The following is a 21979-nucleotide window of genomic DNA, read 5'->3' as shown; positions in this document are numbered from 1 at the left end:
AGCGAGGTCACCGTGGTCCTGAACCGACTGCTGCGTGCCGGTGAGGCGCGTACGGTCAAGCGCCTCGGCAAGATCGCGGACTACGTCGACACGTTCGCCGACGAGACCGCCGAGCTGACCGACGCCGAGCTGCGGGCGAAGACCGAGGAGTTCCGCGAGCGCTACGCCGACGGCGAGTCGCTCGACGACCTGCTGCCCGAGGCCTTCGCCGTCGTGCGCGAGGCCGCCTCCCGCACGCTGGGCCAGTTCCACTACCCCGTGCAGATCATGGGCGGGGCGGCCCTGCACGAGGGCAACGTCGCCGAGATGCGCACCGGCGAGGGCAAGACGCTGGTCTCGACGCTGCCGGCGTACCTCAACGCGATCGCCGGCGACGGCGTGCACATCGTCACCGTCAACGACTACCTGGCCCAGCGCGACTCGCAGTGGATGGGCCGCGTGCACCGCTTCCTCGGCCTCGAGGTCGGCGCCATCTACTCGGGCATGCCCGGCGACGAGCGCCGCCGGGCCTACCAGGCCGACATCACCTACGGCACGAACAACGAGTTCGGCTTCGACTTCCTGCGCGACAACATGGCCTGGTCGAAGGCCGAGTGCGTGCAGCGCGGCCACACCTACGCGATCGTCGACGAGGTCGACTCGATCCTCATCGACGAGGCCCGCACCCCGCTGATCATCTCGGGGCCCGCCGAGCAGAGCGCGCGCTGGTACACCGAGTTCGCGCGCCTCGCGCCGAAGATGACCAAGGACGTGCACTACGAGGTCGACGAGCGCAAGAAGACGATCGGTGTCACCGAGGACGGTGTGTCCTTCATCGAGGACCAGCTCGGCATCGACAACCTCTACGAGGCCGCGAACACCCCGCTCGTCGGGTACCTGAACAACGCGATCAAGGTCAAGGAGCTCTTCCTCCGCGACAAGGACTACATCGTCCGCGACGGCGAGGTCCTCATCGTCGACGAGTTCACCGGCCGCGTGCTCGTCGGCCGGCGCTACAACGAGGGCCTGCACCAGGCGATCGAGGCCAAGGAAGGCGTCGAGATCAAGGCCGAGAACCAGACGCTGGCCACGATCACGCTGCAGAACTACTTCCGCCTCTACGACAAGCTCTGCGGGATGACCGGTACCGCCCAGACCGAGGCGGCGGAGCTCTCGAAGACCTACAAGCTCGGCGTGGTCACCATCCCGACCAACCGCACGCCGCAGCGCGTCGACCAGCCCGACCTGGTCTACAAGACCGAGCCGGCCAAGTTCTCCGCCGTGGCCGACGACGTCGCCGAGCACTACGAGCGCGGACAGCCGGTGCTCATCGGCACGACGAGCGTCGAGCGCTCGGAGTACCTCGCCAAGCTGCTCACCGAGCGGGGCGTGGAGCACTCGGTGCTCAACGCGAAGTTCCACGAGCAGGAGGCGTCGATCATCGCCCAGGCCGGGCGGCGCGGGGCGGTCACGGTCGCCACCAACATGGCCGGCCGGGGCACCGACATCGTGCTCGGCGGCAACCCCGACTTCATCGCCGACCAGCGCCTGCGCGCGAAGGGCCTCGACCCCGTCGACACCCGCGAGGAGTACGAGGCGGCGTGGGACGGGACGCTCGCCGAGGTCAAGGACGAGGTCGAGCGGGAGGCCGAGGAGGTCAAGGACGCCGGCGGCCTCTACGTCCTGGGCACCGAGCGCCACGAGTCGCGGCGCATCGACAACCAGCTGCGCGGCCGCTCGGGCCGTCAGGGCGACCCGGGGGAGTCGCGGTTCTACCTGTCGCTCGGTGACGAGCTCATGCGCCGGTTCAACGGGGCGATGGTCGAGTCGATCATGACCCGGTTCAACCTGCCCGAGGACATGCCGATCGAGGCCAAGATGGTCTCGCGGGCGATCCGCAGCGCGCAGACGCAGGTCGAGCAGCAGAACTTCGAGGCCCGCAAGGACATCCTCGAGTACGACGAGGTCATGAACCAGCAGCGCACGGTGATCTACGCCGAGCGCCACCGCGTGCTGGAGGGCGAGAACCTCTCCGAGCAGGTCCAGAACATGATCGTCGACGTCGTCACCGCGTACGTCGACGGCGCGACGTCCGAGGGCTACAGCGAGGACTGGGACCTCGAGAAGCTCTGGACCGGGCTGGGCCAGCTCTACCCGGTCGGGATCTCGTGGTCCGACCTCGTCGAGGAGCACGACGACATCGACCGCGACCTGCTGGTCGAGGTGCTCACCTCCGACGCGCTCGACGCCTACGCCCGCCGCGAGGAGGAGATCGACCGCATCGCGCCGCAGGGCGGGATGCGCGAGCTCGAACGGCAGGTCGTCCTGTCGGTGCTCGACCGCAAGTGGCGCGAGCACCTCTACGAGATGGACTATCTCAAGCAGGGCATCGGCCTGCGCGCGATGGCCCAGCGCGACCCGAAGATCGAGTACAAGCGCGAGGGCTACGAGATGTTCACCTCCATGATGGAGGGCATCCGCGAGGAGTCCGTCGCGTTCCTGTTCAACCTGACCATCCAGGTCGAGGAGCAGGCGCCCGTCGACGCCGTGCCCGGGGCCAACCCGACCACGGACACGAGCGTCCAGGCGGCCATCACGCCGGACACCCCCGACCCGCGCACCAGCCAGACGCCCTCGACGTCCGGCGCGGCGCCGCTGCCGGTCGACCCGCGCGTGGCCGGGGCCCCGACCAGCGCCATCCCGGTGCCCCAGCGGGCCCCGGCGCCGCCGGCCCAGCCCCAGCAGCCCGCGGCCGCGCGTGCTCGGCAGGGCGGTCAGGCCGCTGCGGGCGGTCAGGGTCCGCACGGAGCTCCCGGGCGCCCCGCCCGCGGCCCCGACCCGGGCTCGCAGCGGCCCGCCGGCCCGCGCGGCGGGCGGCGCGCGCAGCGTGACGGGCAGCGGGGGGCGCCCGCCCCCGAGACGCAGGACGGCGGGCCGGCGACGACCGCCGGCCCCGCGCTCTCGCAGCTGGGCCAGAGCGCGATGCCGGAGGCGTTCCGCGGTGCGGGGCTCGGCGGGCGGCGCCCGCAGGAGCTGGACTACAGCGGACCGGACGAGGACGGCCAGGTCGCCCGCCACGCCGCGGGCGACGGAGCGGCCGCCGGCGGGCGTGCTGCCCGGGCCAACCCGCAGCAGGCCCGGCGCGCGGACACGCCGTCGCGCAACGCGCCGTGCCCGTGCGGGTCGGGGCGCAAGTACAAGCAGTGCCACGGGGCGCCGCCCCGCACGCCGGGCTGATCCCGCGCCTCACCCCGGGCACAGCGCCACCACGCGCCAGCGCCCGGGGTGGGCGGCGCCGTCGTCGGTGCGCTCGAGGCGCGCGGCGAGGGCCCGCGCGCGGCGCGGGCCGGCCACCACGGCGGCCACCTCCACGGCCCGGGGCCCGAGGGCGCACACCCGCAGGCCGCGCAGCGTCGTGCCGGTGCCGTCGCGGGCGGCGGTCCGGCCGCGAGGAGCGGTGCCCCCCGGACCCCCCGGGCTCTCGGTACCTCCCCGGCCCCCCGGAGCCCCCTGGCCCCGCCCGCCCGGCGCCGCGCGGGCCAGGGTGGTCAGGGCCGCGGGGGCGAGCAGGGCCTCGAGGTGCGCGACGGGACGGCGCCCGGCCAGCACGTCGGCCACGGCGGTGAGCAGGCGCGCCGCGAGGGGGCGCAGCGCGGCGGCGAGGCCGTCCAGCTCGTCCTGGACGCGGCGGGTGCGGGCGTCGGGGTCCGGGGTGACCCGGGGCGCCGGGGGAGCGCCGAGGAGCACCTCGGCCAGCGGTCGGACCCGCGGCGCGGGCACCTCGCCCACGCGGCGGGCCCGCGCCGGGGCGGTGCAGGCGGTGTCGGTGCAGGCGGTGTCGGTGCAGGCGGGGTCGCTACTGCGCATCGCGGTCACGCGGGTCCTCCGGGCGCACGAGGGTCGGCGGCGCCGGGGGAGGAGGCCGGTCCGCAGGGGAACGCCCCGGAGCGTAGGCGGGCCGGCGGACCGGCGGTGGCCGATCCGGGGAACGACCCGGGGTACTCAGCTCCGCCGGCGGGCGAGCTCGAAGCACGCGACCGAGGCGGCGACGGCGGCGTTGAGCGACTCCACGCCGGGTGCCAGCGGGATCGTGACCGTCCCGTGCAGCTCGCCGCGCACGTCGTCGGTGATCCCGTCGGTCTCCCCGCCGACCACCAGCGCCACCCGCCCCGGCAGCTCGGCCTCGAACAGCGACGGCGGTGCGGTCCCCTGGACGGTCCCCCGACCCGCCGCGCCCGGACCGTCCAGCCCGAGCAGCACGAAGCCCGCCTCGGCCAGCGCCGCGAGCCCGCCGGCGGCGGAGCCCGCCCGCAGGACCGGCGCGTGGAAGGCGACGCCCGCCGACGCCTTGATCACCAGCGGGTCGATCGCCGGCGCGCCGCGCCGCGGCAGCAGCACGCCCTCGAGGCCCGCGCCGGTGGCCGAGCGCAGGATCATGCCGACGTTCGCGGGGTTGGTCAGGCCGTCGAGCACGAGGACGCGGGCGTCGGCGTGGTCCGGCAGGTCGGCGAGGAAGTGCTCGACCGGCCGCATCCGCGGGGCGACGACGTCGGCGAGGACGCCCTGGTCCTGGCGCCCGTTGCCGGCCAGGACCTTCACCCGCTGCGCCGACGCCCGCTGCAGCACCAGGCCGCGGGCGCGGGCGGCCTCGGTGAAGGTGCGCACGGCGTCGCGGTCGGCGCCCTCGGCGAGCACGACCTTGTCCACCTCCAGCGCCGGGTCCTCCAGGGCCTCGAGCACCGGCCTGCGCCCGTACACCGTCACGAACGCGTCCTTGGGCGAGACGGGACGACCGGACCGTGAGCTGGGTGAGGGCGACATCACGACCAGCCTGGCAGAGGTGCCGACCAGCGGCCCGGGGTCGGGCACTGTGCGACGATCGCGGCCATGCCGGACCGCCTGTCGGCCTTGGACGCCTCGTTCCTCTACATGGATCAACCGACGACGCCGATGCACGTCGGGAGCGTGTCCATCTTCCGCAAGCCCCGGTCCGGGTTCGACTACGACGGCCTGGTCGAGCTCATCTCGAGCCGGATCGGACTGGTCCCGCGCTACCGACAGAAGATCCGTGAGGTGCCCGGGCGCATGGCCCGGCCGGTGTGGATCGACGACGTCGACTTCGACGTCACCTACCACGTGCGCCGCTCCGCGCTGCCCCCGCCGGGCACCGAGCGGGCCCTGTGCGACCTCGTCGCGCGGCTCATGTCGCGGCCGCTGGACCACACCCGTCCGCTGTGGGAGATGTACCTGGTCGACGGGCTGTCCGGGGGTCGGGTCGCGCTCGTGACGAAGACCCACCAGGCGATGGTCGACGGGGTCGCGTCGATCGACATCGGGCAGGTCGTGCTCGACGACACCGCCAACGGGCGACCGCAGAGCGAGGAGGAGTGGATCGCCCGGCAGGAGCCGTCGTCGTGGCGGCTCATCTACGACGCGGTCGGCGAGGCCGTCGCGCGGCCCGGGAACGCCGTCGAGGCCGCCCGGGACGCGGTGCGGGACGCGGCGGACACCGTCACCAAGGTCGCCGGCGTCGCGGGCGGCCTGTTCTCGGCGGTGCGGACGGCGGTGCGCCCGGCGCCGGTGAGCCCGCTCAACGTGCCGATCTCGACCCAGCGCCGCTTCGCGATGACCCGCACCGACCTCGAGGACTACCGCGCCGTGCGCCGCGCCCACGGCGGGACGATCAACGACGTCGTGCTGGCGGTGATCTCGGGGGCGCTGCGCAACTGGCTGCTGTCGCGGGGCGCGACGGTGTCGCCGACGACGACGATGCGGGCGATGGTGCCGCTGTCGGTGCGCGGGGACGCGGAGACGACCGGATCGATCGCGGGTGCCGGGCTGCTGGGCAACCAGATCGCGTCGTTCCTCGTCGACCTGCCCGTCGGGGAGCCCAACGCCGTGCTGCGGATGCACCACGTGGCGCACGCGATGCGCGAGCACCGGGAGTCGGGGCAGTCGGTGGGCGCCAACGCCCTGGTCCGCGTGGGCGGGTTCGCGCCGCCGACCCTGCACGCCCTCGGTGCGCGCGCCGCGAACGGTGTCGCGCGGCGGCTGTTCAACCTCGTCGTCTCCAACGTCCCCGGCCCGCAGCACGCGCTGTACGCGGCCGGGGCGAAGATGCTCGAGATGTACCCGGTGGTGCCGCTGGCCAAGGGACAGTCGCTGGCGGTGGGGCTCACGTCGTACGACGGCGGGGTGTTCTACGGCTTCAACGCCGACCGCGACTCGATGGCCGACGTCGACGAGCTGGGCGAGCTCGTCACCGAGTCGCTGGCCGAGCTGCGGGCGACGGTGCCGCGATGACGGGCACGCGGTGAGCTTCGGCCTGGTCCTCGGCACGGGGGGCCAGCTGGGCTACGCCTGGATGGTGTCGGCCCTGACGACATGGGAGCGGGCCACCGGGCGCGACGCGCGGGACGCCGACGTGATGGTCGGGACCTCGGCGGGCTCGGTCGTCGCGGCCGCGCTGGCGAGCGGGGTGCCGGTGTCGGACATGCTCGCCTCGCTGCTGGACCCGCCGCCCGCGCCGTCGCGCCCCCGGGGTGCCCCGAGGTCGACCGCGCGGCGGGGCCTGCCGCCGCTGCCGCGGGTCGGGCCGGGCTCGCTGCGGCTGCTGGGGGAGATCGCGCGACGGCCGCGACGGTTCCCGCCGCTGGCGTTCGGGGCGGCGCTGCTGCCGACCGGGCGCGGCGACACCACCGGGCTGCACCGCTGGGCCACCAAGTGGGCCCACGAGCAGTGGCCGGAGCACCCGCAGGTCCGGATCGTCGCCATGGACTACGACAGCGGCGCCCGCGTCCCCTTCGGCCGCCGCGGCGCGCCGCCCGCGTCGATGGCGGAGGCGGCGACGGCGTCGTGCGCGGTGCCGGGCTGGTTCTCCCCGGTGCGCATCGCCGGCCGTCGCTACGTCGACGGCGGGGTGTGCTCGGCGACGTCCGCGGACCTCCTGCTCGACGCCGACCTCCCTCGCGTCGACGAGGCCCTCGTGCTCGCACCCCTGGCCCGGACGGGGCCGGCGCCGGCGGTGTGGTCGGATCCCGTGGGCGCCACCGACGGCTGGCTGCGCGGGCTGATCGGCGGGCGCTCCGACCGGGAGGTGGCGCGGCTGCGGGCCGCCGGGATCGTGGTGACCGAGCACGCCCCGGACGCCGAGGACCGCGCCGTCACCGGGTGGAACGTCATGGACCCGCGCAAGCAGGCCGAGGTCGCGCAGGTGGCGCTGCGGACGACGGCGGCGCGGTGGGTCGGCGAGGACAGGACGGGGGAACGGTCGAGGATCTACGTCCCGGCGACGGTGGCCAGTCTGCGGCGCCTGCTCGACACCGAGGCGCTGCAGCCGCTCTCGGGCACCGCGTTCGCGCTGACGCCGCGGCTGCGCGAGGCCTACGCGGTGGGGGACGACGAGGAGCTCGAGTACGTCGCCATGAGCGAGGCCGCCCGGGCGTCGCTGCGCCTGCTGGCCACCAAGCTGGCCGACGACCCGTCGACGCCGCCGCGCCGGGCCGTCGTCAGCGCGGACGTCGACGACGTCACCCTGCGGCCCGACCTCGACGACGCCGTGGTGCGCGTGGCCGGGGCGATCCCGATGGCGCGCCTGGCAGCGGTGCACCTCGACCTCGAGGAGGCCGGCGACGCGGTGCGGGCCGCCGCGGCGGTCGTCGACGCCGCCGACCTGGGCGACCCGGACGCCGAGTTCACCCTCGGCGAGGCCGAGGGCCACGAGCTGGCCTGGTACGGGGTGCAGGAGCTCCCCTTCGTGCTGGAGCTGATGTAGTACCTCCGGGGGAGGCGGATCCGGTCCCTCGGGCTGATTCGCCGTGGTCCGTGGATCCCTAGCGTTCCGGGGCATGAGCCACCCCTCGCTCTCCGTCTCGGCCGCGACGTCGCGCCCCGGCGCCGGGGCGGGGGCGTCGGTGCCGGTGCCACCCGCGTCGGTGGAGGTGCCGGTCGCGCGGGGTGGCGGGCGTCGGGCGGCCGTGGCGGGCGGGCGGGGGGTCGCCGCCGGGGGTGCGGAGACGTGGCGCCGGGTCGGGCGGCGGCTGGCCTACGGGCTCGGGCTGGTGCCGGCGTCGGCGGGCGAGCTGATGGCGATCGCGATCAGCGGCCCCGCGGGAGGGGTGGACACCGCGCGCCGCCACCTCGCGAGCGCCGGCGCGCGGACCACGACCGTCGGCGCCGACCGCGTCCCCGGCCGGAGGGTGTCGCTCCACGGACTGCTCGGAGTGCTGCAGGGGCTGGTGTTCTGGTGGCTGACCTGGACGGCGCTGGTGGCGACGGCGCGCGGCCCGTTCTACGGGTTCGTCGTCGAGGGCCCGTACGACGACGCGTGGGGCGGCCCGGGCCTCGTCGGGGCGTGGGCGGCGCACGCGTGGGCGTGGGTCGGGGTGCTGATCGTGGTGGCGCTGGTGTGGTGGGGGCTCGGGGCCCTGCACGTCGCGCTGTCCGAGCACCTGCTGGGGCGGGTGCGGCGGGCGTGGGTCGTGCCGGTGTCGGTGCTCGTGGCGCTGGGTGCGGTGCTGCTCGTGGTCGCGTGGGTGCCGCGGGTCTGACGAAGCGGCCCCGCGGTGTCGGGGGTGGCCGCTACGATCGAACACGTGTTCGACGACGGCTGGCAGGAGGTGCCGGCGGGGCTCGAGGAGACCCCCGCCGGGGCTGCGCTGGCCGCTGTCCTCGACCGCATCGATCCGCGGCGGGTGTCGCCCTACGACACGGTGCGCCTGGTGGCCGCCCAGCGCCGCCAGCTCGCACACCAGCAGGCCTGCTTCCACGCCTGCGCCCGCGAGGCCGCCCTGGCCGACCCGACCGCGCCGGGCGGGCGGGCCGAGATGGACGTGCCCGAGGCCGCCGACGAGCTGCGCGTCGTGCTCGCGGCGTCCCGCACGGCCGTGGCCCGGGTGCTGGACGTCGCCGAGGCCGCCGAACGCCACCCGCGCCTCGGCGCCGCGTGGCGCGACGGACGGATCGACGAGCAGCGGGTCGCCATCCTCGTGCGCTGGACCACGGCGCTGGCCGAGGAGCACGCCGCGACCGTGATCGGCGAGCTGGTGGACGAGGCGGCGACGATGACGCCCTCGCGGTTGATCGACCGCGTCCAGGCCCTCGCCAAGGCCCTCGACCCGGCGTGGGCCGAGAAGCTGTACCGCCAGCACCGCCGCCAGCGTCGCGTCCGGGCGCGCTGCACCGAGGCGGGCACCGTCAACCTCTCCGCGATGGACCTGCCCCTCGAGGGCGGGGTGCGCACGGTCCGGCGCATCAACGTGCTCGCCGCCCGCGCCCAGGCGGCGGGGCACCCGGGCCTGATCGAGACCATCCGCGCCGACGTCTTCCTCGCCGTCTTCCACCCCGACAACGCCGGCGCCTCCGACGCCCAGCTCGTCGCCGCCGTGCTCGCCGCGGCCCGACCCGACGACCCCCGGCCCCGCGGCGCGCCCGACCCCGCCGACGCGCCGCCGGCCGCGCCCGGCGACGGTGCCGGCGGGGAGGACGGCTCGCGCGGCGGCGCCGCGGACGGCGATGCCGCCGCCGCGGACACGGGCGCCCGTGGTCCGGGCGAGGAGACATCGCGGGTCGGTGGTGCCGGTGGGCGGCGGCCGACGCGCCAGTCGCGGTTCGAGCTGCGGGTGGGGCTCTGCACGCTGCTCCGCCTCGACGACCGGCCCGCGCGGCTGCCGGGCTGGGGCGTGGTGGCGGCCGGGGTGGCGCGCGAGCTGGCCGCGGCCCACGCCGATGCCGAGTGGCGGGTGGCGGTCACCGGCGCCGACGGCGCCCTGGTGGCCGCCCTCATCACGCGCCACCGCCCCGCCGAGGCCACCACGACGCCCCAGGAGCCGCCGATGCCGGGCGGTCCCCGCCCCGTGGTCGAGCTCCACGTCGACGAGGCCCTCCTCGACCGCCTCGACCCGGGCGACCATCCCGGCTGGGAGCGGCTGCTCGCCGACCTGCAGCACCAGCTCCGGCAGTGGCGCACGGCCCGCGCCGAGGACGAGGCCGCGCGAGCGGCCGAGCAGGAGGCCGAGCAGGAGGCCGAGCGGCAGGCCGAGCAGCGGACCGAGCAGCAGGCCGAGACCCCCGCTGCTCGCGACGACCATGAGCGCGGCGAGGACCAGCAACGGCGGAGCCGCGGACCGGACGCCGCCACCTGGGCCCGGGTGGCCGCGCGCCGACGCCTGCGCGCCCGCGAGGCCCTCGCCCGCTTCCCGTCCGCCGCGCTGCGGCGGTGGATCACGATGCGCGACCGGTCGTGCGTCTTCCCGCCCTGCGGGGCCTCGGCGCTGGAGGCGGAGATCGACCACACCCGGTCGGTGCTCGAGCGCGGCCTCACGCTCGTCGAGAACCTCGGGCCCGCGTGCGGCCACGACCACGACCTCAAGGACCGCGGCTGGACCCTCACCCAGCCGCGACCGGGGTGGTTCCGCTGGACGAGCCCCACGGGCCACACCTACGAGCGCCCGCCGCGCCCGGTGGTCGACGACCTGCCCGGACCCCGCCCACCCACCGCGCCCTCGAGCACCGAGCCCCACCAGTACGCGGACGACGGCCCGGCATGGGACAACGACCCGCGTCCCGGCGAGCCCATCGCTCCCGAACCCGAGCCGCCGGCCCCGTCGCCGCCGGGAGCAGCGCGGACGGGCCTCGTGGACGATCCGGACCCGCCGCCCTTCTAGAGCGGCGATGACGCTCCTGCTGACGACCGGGCTCCCGGCGACCACGAGGTCCTCGGCGACCCCGGGCCCGCCGGCTCCGACCACTCCGCGGCAGTCGTCGAGATCGTCGCGCCGGCTCCGTCCCCCGACCAGGAGCGGCCGTCGGGGCCGCCGGAGACGGAGGACGACCATGACCGTGCAGCGCCTGGACCACGTCGGCGTCGTCGTCGACGACCTCGACGGCGCGATCGCGTTCTTCCTCGAGCTCGGCCTCGAGCTGGGCGACCGGGGACCGGTCGAGGGCGAGTGGGTGGACCGCGTCGTCGGGCTCGACGGCGTCCGCGTCGAGATCGCGTTCGTGCAGACCCCCGACGGTCGGGACCGGCTGGAGCTGACGAGGTTCGAGACACCGGAGGCCACCACCGCCGAGCCGCACGCCCCGGCCAACACCCTCGGGCTGCGGCGCCTCATGTTCGCCGTCGACGACATCGACGCCACCGTGGCCCGGCTGCGGGCCACCGGCCACGACCTCGTCGGCGAGATCGCGCGGTTCGAGGACCTCTATCGGCTCTGCTACGTCCGCGGCCCGGAGGGGATCATCGTCGCGCTCGCCGAGGAGCTCCGCTGAGGACGCGGGGACGAGGAGAAGAATCTCGCCGGAGCTGTCGAGAACGCCGCACCGGCACCGTCCCAGGAGTGCGAGCGGCCCGAGCGCACGGCTCGGGCCTCGCGACCACGGAGGAGACCGACCATGAAGTACCTGATCCTCAAGCACTACCGCGGCGGCCCGACCCCGGCCGTCGAGTTCACGCCCATGGACAAGTGGACGCCGGAGGAGGTCGACGCCCACATGCAGTACATGAGCGACTTCGCCTCCCGCCTGCAGGAGACCGGCGAGTTCGTCGACAGCCAGGCGCTGTCGTCCGAGGGCGCGTTCGTGCGCTCCGACGGGGAGGGCCGGCCCCCGGTGACCGACGGGCCCTTCGCCGAGACCAAGGACCTCATCGCGGGCTGGATGATCATCGATGTCGAGTCCTGGGACCGCGCGGTCGAGCTGGCAGGCGAGCTGTCCGCGGCACCCGGCGCGGGTGGGGAGCCGATCCACGAGTGGCTCGAGGTCCGGCCGTTCCTCACCGGCGTCCCCGGCGGGACGGACTGAGCGGGCCCGACGACCGGGGACAGGGGAGGTGAGCGACGTGGGGAGCAGCTCGGCGGACGTGGCCGGCGTCGACGAGTCGCTGCTGCGCGAGCTGGTGCCCGCGGTCATCGGCGTCCTCGGCCGGCGCGGCGCGGACTTCGCGTCGGCCGAGGACGCGGTGCAGGAGGCGCTCATCCGCGCCCTCGACACCTGGCCCGACGACCCGCCCCGCGACCCGAGGGCGTGGCTGGTCGCCGTCGCCTGGCGGAAGTTCCTCGACGCCGCGCGGGCCGAGTCGTCCCGGCAGGGGCGGGAGCTGGCGGTCGACGCCGAGCCGCCCGCAGGCCCGGCGCCCGCCACCGACGACACGCTGCGCCTCTACTTCCTCTGCGCCCACCCCACCCTGCCGCCGTCCGCGGCCGTGGCGCTGACGCTGCGGGCGGTCGGCGGCCTGACCACGCGGCAGATCGCGGCCGCCCACCTCGTCCCCGAGGCGACGATGGCGCAGCGGATCAGCCGGGCGAAGCGGCGGATCGCCGACCTGCCCCTCGACCAGCCCGGCGACCTCGCCACCGTGCTCCGCGTGCTCTACCTCGTCTTCAACGAGGGCTACGGCGGCGACGTCGACCTGGCGGGCGAGGCGATTCGTCTCGCCCGCCAGCTCGCCGCCCTCACCGAGGAGCCCGAGGTCGCGGGCCTGCTCGCGCTCATGCTGCTCCACCAGGCCCGGCGCGCCTCCCGCACCGGGCCGGGCGGGCGGCTCGTCCCGCTGGCCCAGCAGGACCGCTCGCGCTGGGACACCGCGCTGATCGCCGAGGGCGTCGCGATCCTCCAGGCCGCCCTGGCCCGCGACCGGCTCGGCGAGTACCAGGCCCAGGCGGCCATCGCGGCCCTGCACGCCGACGCCCCGAGCGCGGAGGAGACCGACTGGGTGCAGATCGTCGAGTGGTACGACGAGCTGCTGGCGATCACCGACAGCCCGGTGGTGCGGCTCAACCGCGCGGTGGCGGTCGGCGAGGCCGACGGCCCGCGGGCCGGGCTCTGCGCGCTCGCCGCGGTGGACCCCGGCCTGCCCCGCCACATCGCCGCCGCGGCCTACCTGCACGAACGCGCCGGCGACCTCGCCCGCGCCGCCGACCTCTACGCCGAGGCCGCCCGTCTCGCGGGCAGCGTGCCCGAGCGCGACCACCTCACCCGCGAGGCCGCGCGGGTCCGCCAGCTTCTCGGCCGCTGAGCACGTCGTGCCACGCTGCCCCGGTGACGTCACCGGTGAGGCCCCCGCTCGCGGGCCGGACGGCCCTGGTCACCGGCGGCTCGCGCGGCATCGGGCGGGCGGTGGTCGAGCGCCTGGCGGCGGACGGGGCGTCGGTGGTGTTCAGCTACGCCAGCGACCGCACCGCTGCGGACGCGGTGCTCGCCGCCGTCGAGGCCGCCGACGGCCGCGCCTGGGCGCTGCAGGCCGACTTCACCGACCGGGACGCCCCGCGCCGGCTCTACGACGCCGCCGAGGAGCGCCTCGAGGGACTGGACATCCTCGTCAACAACGCCGGCTCGTCCACCCGCCCGGTGCCGATCGACGAGACCACCGACGACGACTACGACCGGCTGATGCGCGTCAACACCTGGTCGGTGTTCGCGCTCATGCGCGAGGCCCACACCCGCCTGCGCGACGACGGGCGCATCGTCAACGTCTCCACCCTCAACACCGTGGCGCCCACCGCCGCGGTCGCCGTGCACGCCGCGAGCAAGGCCGCGGTCGAGCAGTTCGCCGCCTGCGCGGCCCGCGACCTCGGCGGCCGCGGCGTCACGGTCAACACCGTCCTGCCCGGCGCCACCGACACCGACCTGCTGCGCACCAACAACCCCGGCGTGGACCTCGACGCCGCCCTCGCGCCGCTCAGCCCGCTGGGACGCCTTGGCCGGCCCGACGACATCGCTGCCGTCGTCGCCTTCCTGTGCGGCCCCGACGGGCGGTGGATCACCGGGCAGGCGCTGCGCGCCACCGGCGGCCTGCCCTGACCGCTCACAGCTCCCGCGTCCACGTGCCCAGGCGCCGCGCGACGGCGTAGAGCTCGTCGATCTCGTCGTCGGCCAGCGCCGTCGGCAGCGCCGTGATCCGCCGCGGCAGGTTCGCGGGCCGCGCCACCAGCACCCCGCGCGGCCAGATACCGCCCGGGGCCGTGGCGACCGACCCCGCGACGACCGCCAGCGCGGACGTCGCCGGCGGGGCCTCGGCGGCGTTCCGGGCGGCCGCGAGGAGCCGGCCCGCCCGCTCGGCCTCGGCGCGGGCCCGGGGGACGTGGTCGACGAGCTCGCCGTCGACGGTCAGGTGGTCGCCGTCGACGCGCACCGCCGCGCCGGGGTGGTGCGCGGTCCGCACGGAGACGACGCCCGGCGGGCCCACCAGCACGTGGTCGACCTCCTCCCGCCCGGGCCCGACGGGCACGCCGTGCAGCACCCGCCATGGCGGCCGGCGCCGGGCCGGCCGCGCCAACGGGCCCGCCTCGGTCAGCCCGTTCAGCGCCGCCGCGAGCCGGGCCTCCACCGACGCCCCCGCCCGCCGGTCCCCGCCGCCACCCCGCCGCGACGCCTCGACGGGCCACCGGCCCGCCGGCTGCTCGTCGGAGGACACCGACGCCGCCGCCTCCGCCGGCTCCGACGCCGCCGCCGCTGGCTCCGCCGACGCCGCGGCGTCACGGGCCCCGGGCCGCCAGCGCGCGAGCTCCGCCATCCCGGGCCGGGGCGCGTACCAGCGCTTGGCGCGCCAGTCCCAGAGCGCGCCGGCGGCCCGGGCCTCGTCCTTCTCCCCGAACGGCACGTCCAGCCACGGCTGCTGCTCGCGCACCACGACGACCCCCTCACGCCCGCCGGCGCCCGACGCCCACCCTGGCACGCCGCCCCGACAGCGGCGGCGCTACAGGTGCGCGGCGTCCACCCGCGAGAGCACGAGGTCGTGCTGCACCGTCACGGGCTCGTCGAACCGCACCGGGGGCCGCGCCGCGACGCCCCGCCGCATCTGCGCCGGGTAGCTCGCGGCACGGTAGTCGTTGGGCACCCGGTAGACGTGGAACCCCGCCGCGCGCAACGGGCCCAGCACGTCCTCGGGGCCGTGGCCGTGGGCGGCGAGCCGGTCCGGCGCCACCTCGACCGCGATCTCGACGTCGTCGCGCATCCCGTCGAGCAGGCCCGCCAGCGACGCCACGACCGCTGCCTCGTCGCCCTCGACGTCGATCTTCACCAGCCGCGCGCGGGCGACCTCGTCGGTAGTGAGGACGGCCCCGAGGTCGCGCACCGGCGCGGTGAAGTCGGGCCCGCCGGTCCCGGGGACCGCGCTGGCCCCGCCCCGGTTGCCGGCGTCGGGCAGCCAGAAGGACCGGTCGCCGGCATCCGAGGTCGACCCCACCGCCGCGTGCACCGTGCGCACCCCGGGCAGGTCTGCGACGTGCCGGCGCAGCACCGCGAGCGCGTCGGGGGAGGGCTCGACGGCGACGACGTCCGCGCCCGCCCGCGCGCCCAGCCGCGTGAACCAGCCGGTGTAGGCGCCCACGTCGACCAGCACGTCCCCGGGCCCGAGCCGGCCGGGCAGCCAGCGGGCGAGGTGCGGTTCCCAGAGCCCGAAGAGGTAGAGGTAGCGGTCGACGAGGTCGGCGGTGTCGACCTCGGTCGGGCCGGCGGCCGTCGGGACGGTGCGCCGCCGGGGCCGGCGGGCGAGCCAGCCGTCGAGCCACCGCGCGAGGTCCGCGGCGAAGGGACCGTGCGCCAGCGAGGCGCGCACCAGCGGCACGCCCCGCGAGGCGGGCGGTGCGGGGAGTGCGGTCACGCTGCGGCCCGGTCCGGCTGCGCGGGCATGCCCTTGCGCCACGCGGTGTAGGACTGCATCCGCCCGGCCCGCGGCCGGAACAGCCACGGGTACGGGTGCACGACCGCCGGCTCGAGGGCCGCCGCGCGCCGCCGGAACCCGGGCACCGGTGCGAACGTGACGGCGAGGCGCCGCCCGGCCAGCTCGTCGGTCACCCGGCCTCGGTGGATCTCCACCGGCCGCCGCGTCGCGAGGTCGGCGAGGGTCTCGGCGAGGAACACCAGCCGCTTGCCCGAGAGCATGAGCCGGCGCAGCAGCGGCTCGTCGAAGCAGAACACGGCCGGGACGTCCGGGTGCGCGGCCAGGGCCGGGTCGGCGTCGCCGAGCGACTCGGCGGTCAGCCAGACCGCCTCGACAGCTCGCTCACCGGAGACCGACAGCGGGCCGGACGTCACGGTGGGATCGGGGTCGTCGCGCAGCAGCTCGGACATCGGGGCGCGGGTCGTGCGCTGGTCGGGCCACTCCTGCACCGGGCAGGCGTCGCGCAGCACGCAGCGCCGGCACAGCGCGGGAGCCCGCTTCTGCACCTGCCAGCGCGCGAACGCGTAGGCCTTCCCGTTGCCGGCGCCGGTGGTCCACTGCCAGTTCAGGCGGTTGGCCGCCCGTGACCCGTCGAGCAGGTGGGTGAAGAACTCCTCCTCGCCGTCGCGCCACCGCGCGCCCGCCCGCACCGTCCACTGGCTGGCCAGCCACATCCGCGTCTGGTTGACCAGCCAGCCGTCGGCGTGCAGCTCCCCGACGGTCGTGTCCATGCACTCCATGTCCCGGGGCCACGGCTCGTCCCACGGCTCGGCGGGGCTCGGCGGGTGCGCGCGCAGCTCGGTGGCCAGCGCCGCGCCGCCGTCCCGGCCGAACCGCGCGTAGAGGTGGCGGGTGAACTCCTGCCAGGCGAGCTCGTCGCGGTACTTGCGCCGGTCGTTCGAGGGGGCGTCGGCGACGTGGTCCCACAGCGTGGGCAGCGCGACGAGGTTGTAGCGGATGTAGGGCGACATCCTCGACGCGCCGCGGCGCTCCGGTGGCCACACCTGGTTGCGGCTCCCGGCGTACCCGGTGACGTCGAGCGCCGCCAGGGCGGCGTCGGCCTCGGTCTGCCCGCCGCGGATCGACCCCGACGCGGCGGGGGTGTCGCAGGCGAGGTCGGCGAGGTGCTCGCGCACGAAGTCCACCGCGGCGTCGGGACCGGGTTCGGGCACGGGCAGCTGCACCATCCAGCCGTACCCGCCCGATGCGCGATCATGCGTGGCGTGACGCAGCCTCCCGCCCCGAGCATCGCGCACCTCCTGGCCGCCGCCCGCACCGACGGGCGCCGCCGCGTCCTCGGGATCGTCGGGGGACCGGGCGCGGGGAAGTCGACCGTCGCCGCCTCCCTCGCCGGCCCCGGGGTGGCCGTGGTGGGGATGGACGGCTGGCACCTCGCCAACGCCGTCCTCGACCGCCTGGGCCGCCGCGAGCGCAAGGGCGCCCCCGACACCTTCGACGCCCCGGGCTACGTCGCCTTCCTCGAGCGGGTGCGGGCGGGCACGGGGACGGTCTGGGCCCCCGAGTTCCGCCGCGAGATCGAGGAGCCGATCGCCGGGGCGCTGGAGGTCCCGCCCGACGCGCTCGTCGTCGTCACCGAGGGCAACTACCTGCTGCTGGACGAGCCGCCCTGGGACGGCGTCCGGGCCCTGCTCGACGAGGCGTGGTTCCTGGAGCCCGACGAGGAGGTGCGCCGCGCCCGGCTGGTCGCCCGCCACGAGCGCCACGGCCGCAGCCACGCCGAGGCGGTCGCCCGCGCCGACGGCAGCGACGCCGCCAACGCGCGGATGATCGCCGCGACCGCCCACCGGGCCGACGTGGTGCTGCGCGGGACGTGACCCACCCCTGAGCTCCCCGGCGTCACGTCTCCCACGTGGGGGTGCGCAGCGCCTCCAGGACGCGCCGCAGGGCCTCCAGCCGGGCCGGCGGCAGGCGCCCGGCGGCGACCTCGCCGTCCAGCGCGCACTCGGGGTCGGCCGGGGGACCGAGGTGCCCGCAGCCCCGTGGGCACTCCTCGATCGCCGCGGCCAGGTCCCCGAACGCGGCCACCACGTCGTCGGGGGCGATGTGGGCGAGGCCGAACGACCGGACGCCCGGGGTGTCGACCACCCACCCGCGCCGGTCGGGCAGCGCGAGGGCGACCGCCGACGTCGACGTGTGCCGCCCCTTGCCCACGCCCGACACCTCGCCGACGGCCCGGTCCGCGTCGGGCACCAGCTGGTTGACCAGCGTCGACTTGCCCACCCCGGAGTGCCCGACGAGCGCGGTCACGCGGTCGGCGACGACCTCGCGCAGCCCCGCCGGGTCCTCGCCGGCCCGGGTGACGACGCGCGGGAGGTCGAGCTCGGCGTACTGCGCGGCGAACGGCTCGGGGTCGGCGAGGTCGGCCTTCGTCAGGCACAGGACCGGTTCCAGGCCGCCGGCGTAGGCGGCGACGAGCGCGCGGTCGACGAACCCGGTCCGCGGCGGCGGGTCGGCCAGCGACGTCACGACCACCAGGTGGGAGGCGTTGGCGACGACGACCCGCTCGTAGGGGTCGGTGTCGTCGGCGGTGCGGCGCAGCACGGAGGTCCGGTCGGCGACCCGGACGATGCGCGCAAGCGCGTCCTCGCCGCCCGACACGTCGCCGACCAGGCCCACCCGGTCCCCGACGACGACCGGCGTGCGCCCCAGCTCGCGGGCCCGCATGGCGACGACGCGGCGCTCCGGGTCCTCGTCGGGGGCGCAGGTCCAGCGGCCGCGGTCGACGCCGACGACCATGGCGGGGGCCGCGTCGGCGTGCTCCGGGCGGCGCTTGCTGCGCGGTCGCGTGCCCCGGCCCGGGCGGACGCGGACGTCGGACTCGTCGAGCCGCGAGGTCTGTCCCCGCCCGCCGCCACGTGTCACCGGTCCTCAGACCCCCACCCCGGCGCCCGCCACGAGCGTCGGCCAGTCGTCGGCGAAGTCGGGCAGGGTCTTCGTGGTGGCGGCGACGTCGTCGATCGTGACGCCGGGGACGACGAGCCCCACGATCGCGCCGGCGGTGGCCATCCGGTGGTCGGCGTACGCCCGCCACGGCCTGCTCGGCGACGTCAGCGGCCCGGGGGCGATGGCGAGGCCGTCGTCGGTCTCGGTCACCCGCGCCCCGACGGTGCCGAGCTCGGCCGCGAGCGCGGCCAGGCGGTCGGTCTCGTGACCGCGGATGTGCGCGACCCCGCGCAGCCGCGACGACGCCCCGTCCCGCGCGGCGAGGGCGGCGAGGGCCGCCACGGTCGGGGTGAGCTCGCTGACCTCGTGCAGGTCGACGTCGACACCCGCCAGGCGCTCGGGCCCGCGGACGGTGAGGCCGTCGGCGCCCCGCGACACGCGCGCCCCGAACGCCTCGAGCACCCGGCACACCACGGCCCCGGGCTGCAGGTCGGTGTCCGGCCAGCCGGCGACGGTCACCGCGCCACCGGTCGCCAGCGCCGCCGCCAGGTAGACCGCGGCGCCGGAGAGGTCGGGCTCGACGTCGAGCACCGCGGGCGCGGCGACGGGGCCGGGGGCGACGTGCCAGCGGCTCCGGTCGTCCTCGACGACGACGCCCGCGGACCGCAGCATCGCCACGGTCATGGCCACGTGCGGCAGCGAGGGCACGCCCCGGTCGCCGGCGTGGGTGACGGTGACGCCGCGGGCGTAGCGCGCGCCGGAGAGCAGCAGGCCCGAGACGAACTGGCTCGACGCCGACGCGTCGACCGTGACCTCACCGCCGACCGGGTGCGGCCCGCCGGCGACGGTCAGCGGGAGGGCCTCGCCGGTGACCTCCACCCCGAGCCCGCGCAGCCCCGCCACGATCCCGCCCATCGGCCGCTCGCGGGCGCGCGGATCCCCGTCGAGCACCACCGGGCCGTCGGCCAGCGCGGCGAGCGGCGGCACGAAGCGCATGACGGTGCCGGCGAGCCCGCAGTCGACGTGCCCGCCGTGGAAGGTCGCGGGGGCGGTGATCTCCAGGTCGAGGGTGCCCGCCCGGCCGTCGGTGGTGGTCACGGTGGCCCCGAGCGCGGCGAGCGCCCCGACCATGAGCGTCGTGTCGCGCGAGCGCGCCGCCCCGCGCACCCGCCGGGTGACGCCGTCGGTGCCCAGCGCCGCGAGGACCAGCGCCCGGTTGGTCACCGACTTCGACCCCGGCACCGACACGGTGCCGTGCACCGGCCCGTCCGCGGTCGGTGCTGGGAAGGGCTGCTCGCTCATCGGGCCATCCTCTCGCGATCGCGGGGGACGCCGTCGGACCCCGGTGCCAGGATGGAGCGCATGTGCGGCCGCTACAGCCAGTCGAAGGACCCGGCCACGCTCGCCGAGGAGTTCGACGCCGTCGACGCCACCGAGGGCGCGTGGCCCGGTCCCGAGTACAACGTCGCGCCCACCACGACGGTGATCGGGGTCGTCGACCGGCACCCGCGCGACGACCGGGGCAAGGCCGACCCGCAGCGCCTCGAGCGCAGCCTGCGGGCCATGCGCTGGGGCCTCGTGCCCGGGTGGGCCGACGACCCGAAGATCGGCAACCGCATGATCAACGCGCGGTCCGACTCGCTGACCAGCAAGCCCGCCTTCCGTCGCGCGGTGAAGGGGCGGCGGTGCCTGCTCCCGGCCGACGGCTGGTACGAGTGGCAGCGCGACGGGCACGGCGGGAGCGGCCGCAAGGTGCCGTACTTCATCACCCTGCCGGGCGGGAGGTCGATCGCCTTCGCCGGGCTCTGGGAGACGTGGCGGCCGAAGGACGCCGCGCAGGGCACGCCGCCGCTCATCAGCACCACGGTCGTCACCATCGACGCCGCCGGGCCGCTGACGGAGATCCACCACCGCATGCCGCTCGTGCTGCCGGCGCAGCGGTGGCGGGCCTGGCTCGACCCGGACAACGACGACCCGACCGACCTGCTCGAGCCGCCCCCGCCCGAGCTGCTGACGTCGTTCGAGCTGCGCCAGGTGTCCACCATGGTCAACAACGTGGCCAACCACGGGCCGGAGCTGATCGAGGAGCGCCACGACGAGCCCGAGCAGGTGGGGCTCGACCTGGATCTCGACGCAGACCTCGACGCGGACGTCCCGGCGACCCAGTGACCCCGCCGGCGATCACCGTCGAGACCCCGCACGGTCCGGCCGAGGTGCACCTGGACGACGCCGACACCCCGCGCGGGCTGCTCGTCCTCGGCCACGGCGCGGGCGGGGGCGTCGAGGCCCCGGACCTCCTGGGTGCCCGCGCGGCCGCCCGCGACGCCGGGCTCGCCGTGGCCCGCGTCCTCCAGCCCTACCGTGTCGCCGGACGGAAGGCGCCGGCCCCGGCCGCGCAGCTCGACGCGGCGTGGGCCGCGGTGGTGGCACACCTGGGCGAGCGGCTGCCCGGCGTCCCCCAGGTCCACGGCGGGCGCTCCTCCGGCGCGCGCGTGGCCTGCCGGGGCGCGGCCGCCCTCGACCCCGCGCGGGGCCCGGTGGCGGTCCTCGCCCTCGCCTTCCCACTGCTCGCGCCGGCCCGCAAGGACGGCACGCGCCCGGACCGCGGCCCCGAGATCGACGCCGTGACGGTGCCCGTGCTCGCCGTGTCGGGGGCGAACGACCGCTTCGGGATCCCGGCGGGGACCGCGACGCGCGAGGTCGTCGTCCTCGCCGGCGACCACTCCCTGCGGGCGCGCGGGCCCGTCGCCGCGGCCGTCGGCCCCTGGCTGGAGCGGGTGCTGGCGCGCGCCGCCGTGTGAGGTGGGCCTGAGCTCGGCGCGAGGCGTCAGCCGGGCCGGAACGCCCGGCGCGCGACGGCGTGCAGGGCGGTGCGTCGCCGCTCGTGGTCGGCCGCCGGATCGTCCGGGGCGGCCGCGACGACGGTGGCCGCCGGCGACCACGACATCGACAGCGCGATCACCAGCGAGTAGACGTCGGCGGGCGCCAGGTCCGGGTCGACCAGCCCCTCGGCCTGGGCGGCCCGGATCGCGTCGAGCTTCGCGGTCATGACGTCGCCGACGGAGGTCAGCAGGTCGCCGGTCGGCACCCGCTCCAGGCGCGCCCACGTCGCGAGCAGGACGACCGACGGCGTCTCCAGGTAGGCGTCGTAGAGGCGCACCGCGTAGCCCGCGAGATCGGTCGCGTCGAGCGGGACGAGGTCGACGATGAGCTCGAGGTGCTCGGCGAACACGGCGTCGAACAGCCCGTCCTTCGACGAGAACCACGCGTAGATCTGCGCCTTGTTGGCCTCGGCCGCGTCGGCGATCCGGTCGACGCGCGCGCCGGCGATGCCGTAGCGCGAGAACTCCGCGGTCGCGGCGTCGAGCAGCCGGCGGCGGGTGGCGGTTCCGTCCCTCGGCACGACCAGATCATAACCAACCGTTCAGTTGCGAG

20 protein-coding genes and 1 pseudogene are annotated in these 21979 nt (G+C 76.5%); 13 read left to right on the top strand and 8 right to left on the bottom strand.

From position 1 onward, the window contains the following. Window positions 1–12 precede the first annotated feature (12 nt). A complete protein-coding gene (gene secA, locus ACYX4T_RS11935; RefSeq protein ID WP_476014722.1) occupies window positions 13–3216 on the top strand; it encodes a preprotein translocase subunit SecA in 3204 nt (1067 codons plus the stop codon). Between the two features lie 9 nt (window positions 3217–3225). Here the strand turns inward: secA and ACYX4T_RS11930 are convergent, their stop codons facing one another. Together ACYX4T_RS11930 and ACYX4T_RS11925 are read right to left on the bottom strand one after the other, a co-directional pair. After that, complete coding sequence (locus tag ACYX4T_RS11930) at window positions 3226–3846, bottom strand: Rv3235 family protein (RefSeq protein WP_476014721.1); 621 nt, start codon at window positions 3844–3846, stop codon at window positions 3226–3228. 135 nt (window positions 3847–3981) lie between these two features. After that, window positions 3982–4800 carry a TrmH family RNA methyltransferase gene (locus tag ACYX4T_RS11925; RefSeq protein ID WP_476014720.1) on the bottom strand — a complete coding sequence of 273 codons (819 nt, stop codon included), beginning with the start codon at window positions 4798–4800 and terminating at the stop codon, window positions 3982–3984. Between the two features lie 66 nt (window positions 4801–4866). Here ACYX4T_RS11925 and ACYX4T_RS11920 point away from each other — a divergent pair, with 66 nt between their 5' ends. From ACYX4T_RS11920 to ACYX4T_RS11880, 9 genes and pseudogenes are all read left to right on the top strand, one after another. Continuing rightward, entirely contained in the window at window positions 4867–6282 is a 1416-nt protein-coding gene (locus ACYX4T_RS11920) for a WS/DGAT/MGAT family O-acyltransferase (RefSeq protein WP_476014719.1), read from the top strand. A 10-nt stretch (window positions 6283–6292) separates the two neighbouring features. Next, window positions 6293–6916, top strand: a pseudogene (locus ACYX4T_RS11915) (patatin-like phospholipase family protein); the annotation flags it as partial. A gap of 282 nt (window positions 6917–7198) precedes the next feature. Next, window positions 7199–7753, top strand: a complete 555-nt coding sequence (locus ACYX4T_RS11910) for a DUF6912 family protein (RefSeq protein ID WP_476015253.1) — start codon at window positions 7199–7201, stop codon at window positions 7751–7753. Between the two features lie 73 nt (window positions 7754–7826). Continuing rightward, a complete protein-coding gene (locus tag ACYX4T_RS11905; RefSeq protein WP_476014718.1) occupies window positions 7827–8528 on the top strand; it encodes a hypothetical protein in 702 nt (233 codons plus the stop codon). 45 nt (window positions 8529–8573) lie between these two features. Continuing rightward, window positions 8574–10643 carry a hypothetical protein gene (locus ACYX4T_RS11900; RefSeq protein ID WP_476014717.1) on the top strand — a complete coding sequence of 690 codons (2070 nt, stop codon included), beginning with the start codon at window positions 8574–8576 and terminating at the stop codon, window positions 10641–10643. 169 nt (window positions 10644–10812) lie between these two features. After that, window positions 10813–11250: a VOC family protein gene (locus tag ACYX4T_RS11895; protein WP_476014716.1), complete on the top strand. Its 438-nt coding sequence runs from the start codon at window positions 10813–10815 to the stop codon at window positions 11248–11250. Window positions 11251–11373: 123 nt separating this feature from the next. Next, complete coding sequence (locus ACYX4T_RS11890) at window positions 11374–11781, top strand: YciI family protein (protein WP_476014715.1); 408 nt, start codon at window positions 11374–11376, stop codon at window positions 11779–11781. Window positions 11782–11809: 28 nt separating this feature from the next. Beyond that, window positions 11810–12994 (top strand): RNA polymerase sigma factor, encoded by a 1185-nt coding sequence (locus tag ACYX4T_RS11885; protein WP_476014714.1) that lies wholly within the window; start codon window positions 11810–11812, stop codon window positions 12992–12994. A gap of 23 nt (window positions 12995–13017) precedes the next feature. Next, entirely contained in the window at window positions 13018–13779 is a 762-nt protein-coding gene (locus ACYX4T_RS11880; RefSeq protein WP_476014713.1) for an SDR family oxidoreductase, read from the top strand. Between the two features lie 4 nt (window positions 13780–13783). Here ACYX4T_RS11880 and ACYX4T_RS11875 read toward each other — a convergent pair whose 3' ends face one another. The 3 genes from ACYX4T_RS11875 to ACYX4T_RS11865 form a co-directional block, all read right to left on the bottom strand. Next, on the bottom strand, window positions 13784–14605 hold the full coding sequence (locus ACYX4T_RS11875) for a DUF5710 domain-containing protein (RefSeq protein WP_476014712.1): 822 nt from the start codon (window positions 14603–14605) through the stop codon (window positions 13784–13786). Between the two features lie 69 nt (window positions 14606–14674). After that, window positions 14675–15580: an FkbM family methyltransferase gene (locus ACYX4T_RS11870; protein ID WP_476014711.1), complete on the bottom strand. Its 906-nt coding sequence runs from the start codon at window positions 15578–15580 to the stop codon at window positions 14675–14677. Next, entirely contained in the window at window positions 15577–16827 is a 1251-nt protein-coding gene (locus ACYX4T_RS11865) for an FAD-binding domain-containing protein (protein ID WP_476014710.1), read from the bottom strand. Before ACYX4T_RS11865 ends, ACYX4T_RS11870 begins: the two co-directional genes overlap by 4 nt. Before the next feature lie 36 nt (window positions 16828–16863). On the opposite strand from ACYX4T_RS11865, the gene ACYX4T_RS11860 reads away from it, so the two are divergent. Continuing rightward, entirely contained in the window at window positions 16864–17475 is a 612-nt protein-coding gene (locus ACYX4T_RS11860; protein WP_476014709.1) for a nucleoside/nucleotide kinase family protein, read from the top strand. 22 nt (window positions 17476–17497) lie between these two features. Here the strand turns inward: ACYX4T_RS11860 and rsgA are convergent, their stop codons facing one another. Next, the gene (gene rsgA / locus ACYX4T_RS11855) at window positions 17498–18523 is read right to left on the bottom strand and encodes a ribosome small subunit-dependent GTPase A (RefSeq protein WP_476014708.1); all 1026 of its coding nucleotides are present in this window, start codon (window positions 18521–18523) and stop codon (window positions 17498–17500) included. 6 nt (window positions 18524–18529) lie between these two features. Continuing rightward, window positions 18530–19846 (bottom strand): 3-phosphoshikimate 1-carboxyvinyltransferase, encoded by a 1317-nt coding sequence (gene aroA / locus ACYX4T_RS11850; protein WP_476014707.1) that lies wholly within the window; start codon window positions 19844–19846, stop codon window positions 18530–18532. 60 nt (window positions 19847–19906) lie between these two features. Here aroA and ACYX4T_RS11845 point away from each other — a divergent pair, with 60 nt between their 5' ends. Beyond that, a complete protein-coding gene (locus ACYX4T_RS11845; RefSeq protein WP_476015252.1) occupies window positions 19907–20713 on the top strand; it encodes an SOS response-associated peptidase in 807 nt (268 codons plus the stop codon). Beyond that, window positions 20710–21345, top strand: coding sequence for an alpha/beta hydrolase family protein (locus tag ACYX4T_RS11840; protein WP_476014706.1), 636 nt, complete (start codon window positions 20710–20712; stop codon window positions 21343–21345). Before ACYX4T_RS11845 ends, ACYX4T_RS11840 begins: the two co-directional genes overlap by 4 nt. Window positions 21346–21371: 26 nt before the next feature. On the opposite strand, the gene ACYX4T_RS11835 is transcribed toward ACYX4T_RS11840, so the two are convergent. Continuing rightward, entirely contained in the window at window positions 21372–21947 is a 576-nt protein-coding gene (locus ACYX4T_RS11835; RefSeq protein WP_476014705.1) for a TetR family transcriptional regulator, read from the bottom strand. Window positions 21948–21979: the final 32 nt, after the last annotated feature.

This window comes from Actinomycetospora sp. ABD4_176 (assembly GCF_056311855.1).
This window is presented reverse-complemented; position numbering and strand designations above follow the sequence as displayed.

Bases quoted from the DNA above. Each gene is read 5' to 3' on its own strand.
- ACYX4T_RS11930 (WP_476014721.1), bottom strand. From the start codon at position 3,846: ATGCGCAGTAGCGACCCCGCCTGCACCGACACCGCCTGCACCGACACC.
- ACYX4T_RS11925 (WP_476014720.1), bottom strand. From the start codon at position 4,800: ATGTCGCCCTCACCCAGCTCACGGTCCGGTCGTCCCGTCTCGCCCAAG.
- ACYX4T_RS11920 (WP_476014719.1), top strand. From the start codon at position 4,867: ATGCCGGACCGCCTGTCGGCCTTGGACGCCTCGTTCCTCTACATGGAT.
- ACYX4T_RS11905 (WP_476014718.1), top strand. From the start codon at position 7,827: ATGAGCCACCCCTCGCTCTCCGTCTCGGCCGCGACGTCGCGCCCCGGC.
- ACYX4T_RS11895 (WP_476014716.1), top strand. From the start codon at position 10,813: ATGACCGTGCAGCGCCTGGACCACGTCGGCGTCGTCGTCGACGACCTC.
- ACYX4T_RS11890 (WP_476014715.1), top strand. From the start codon at position 11,374: ATGAAGTACCTGATCCTCAAGCACTACCGCGGCGGCCCGACCCCGGCC.
- ACYX4T_RS11865 (WP_476014710.1), bottom strand. From the start codon at position 16,827: ATGGTGCAGCTGCCCGTGCCCGAACCCGGTCCCGACGCCGCGGTGGAC.
- aroA (WP_476014707.1), bottom strand. From the start codon at position 19,846: ATGAGCGAGCAGCCCTTCCCAGCACCGACCGCGGACGGGCCGGTGCAC.
- ACYX4T_RS11845 (WP_476015252.1), top strand. From the start codon at position 19,907: ATGTGCGGCCGCTACAGCCAGTCGAAGGACCCGGCCACGCTCGCCGAG.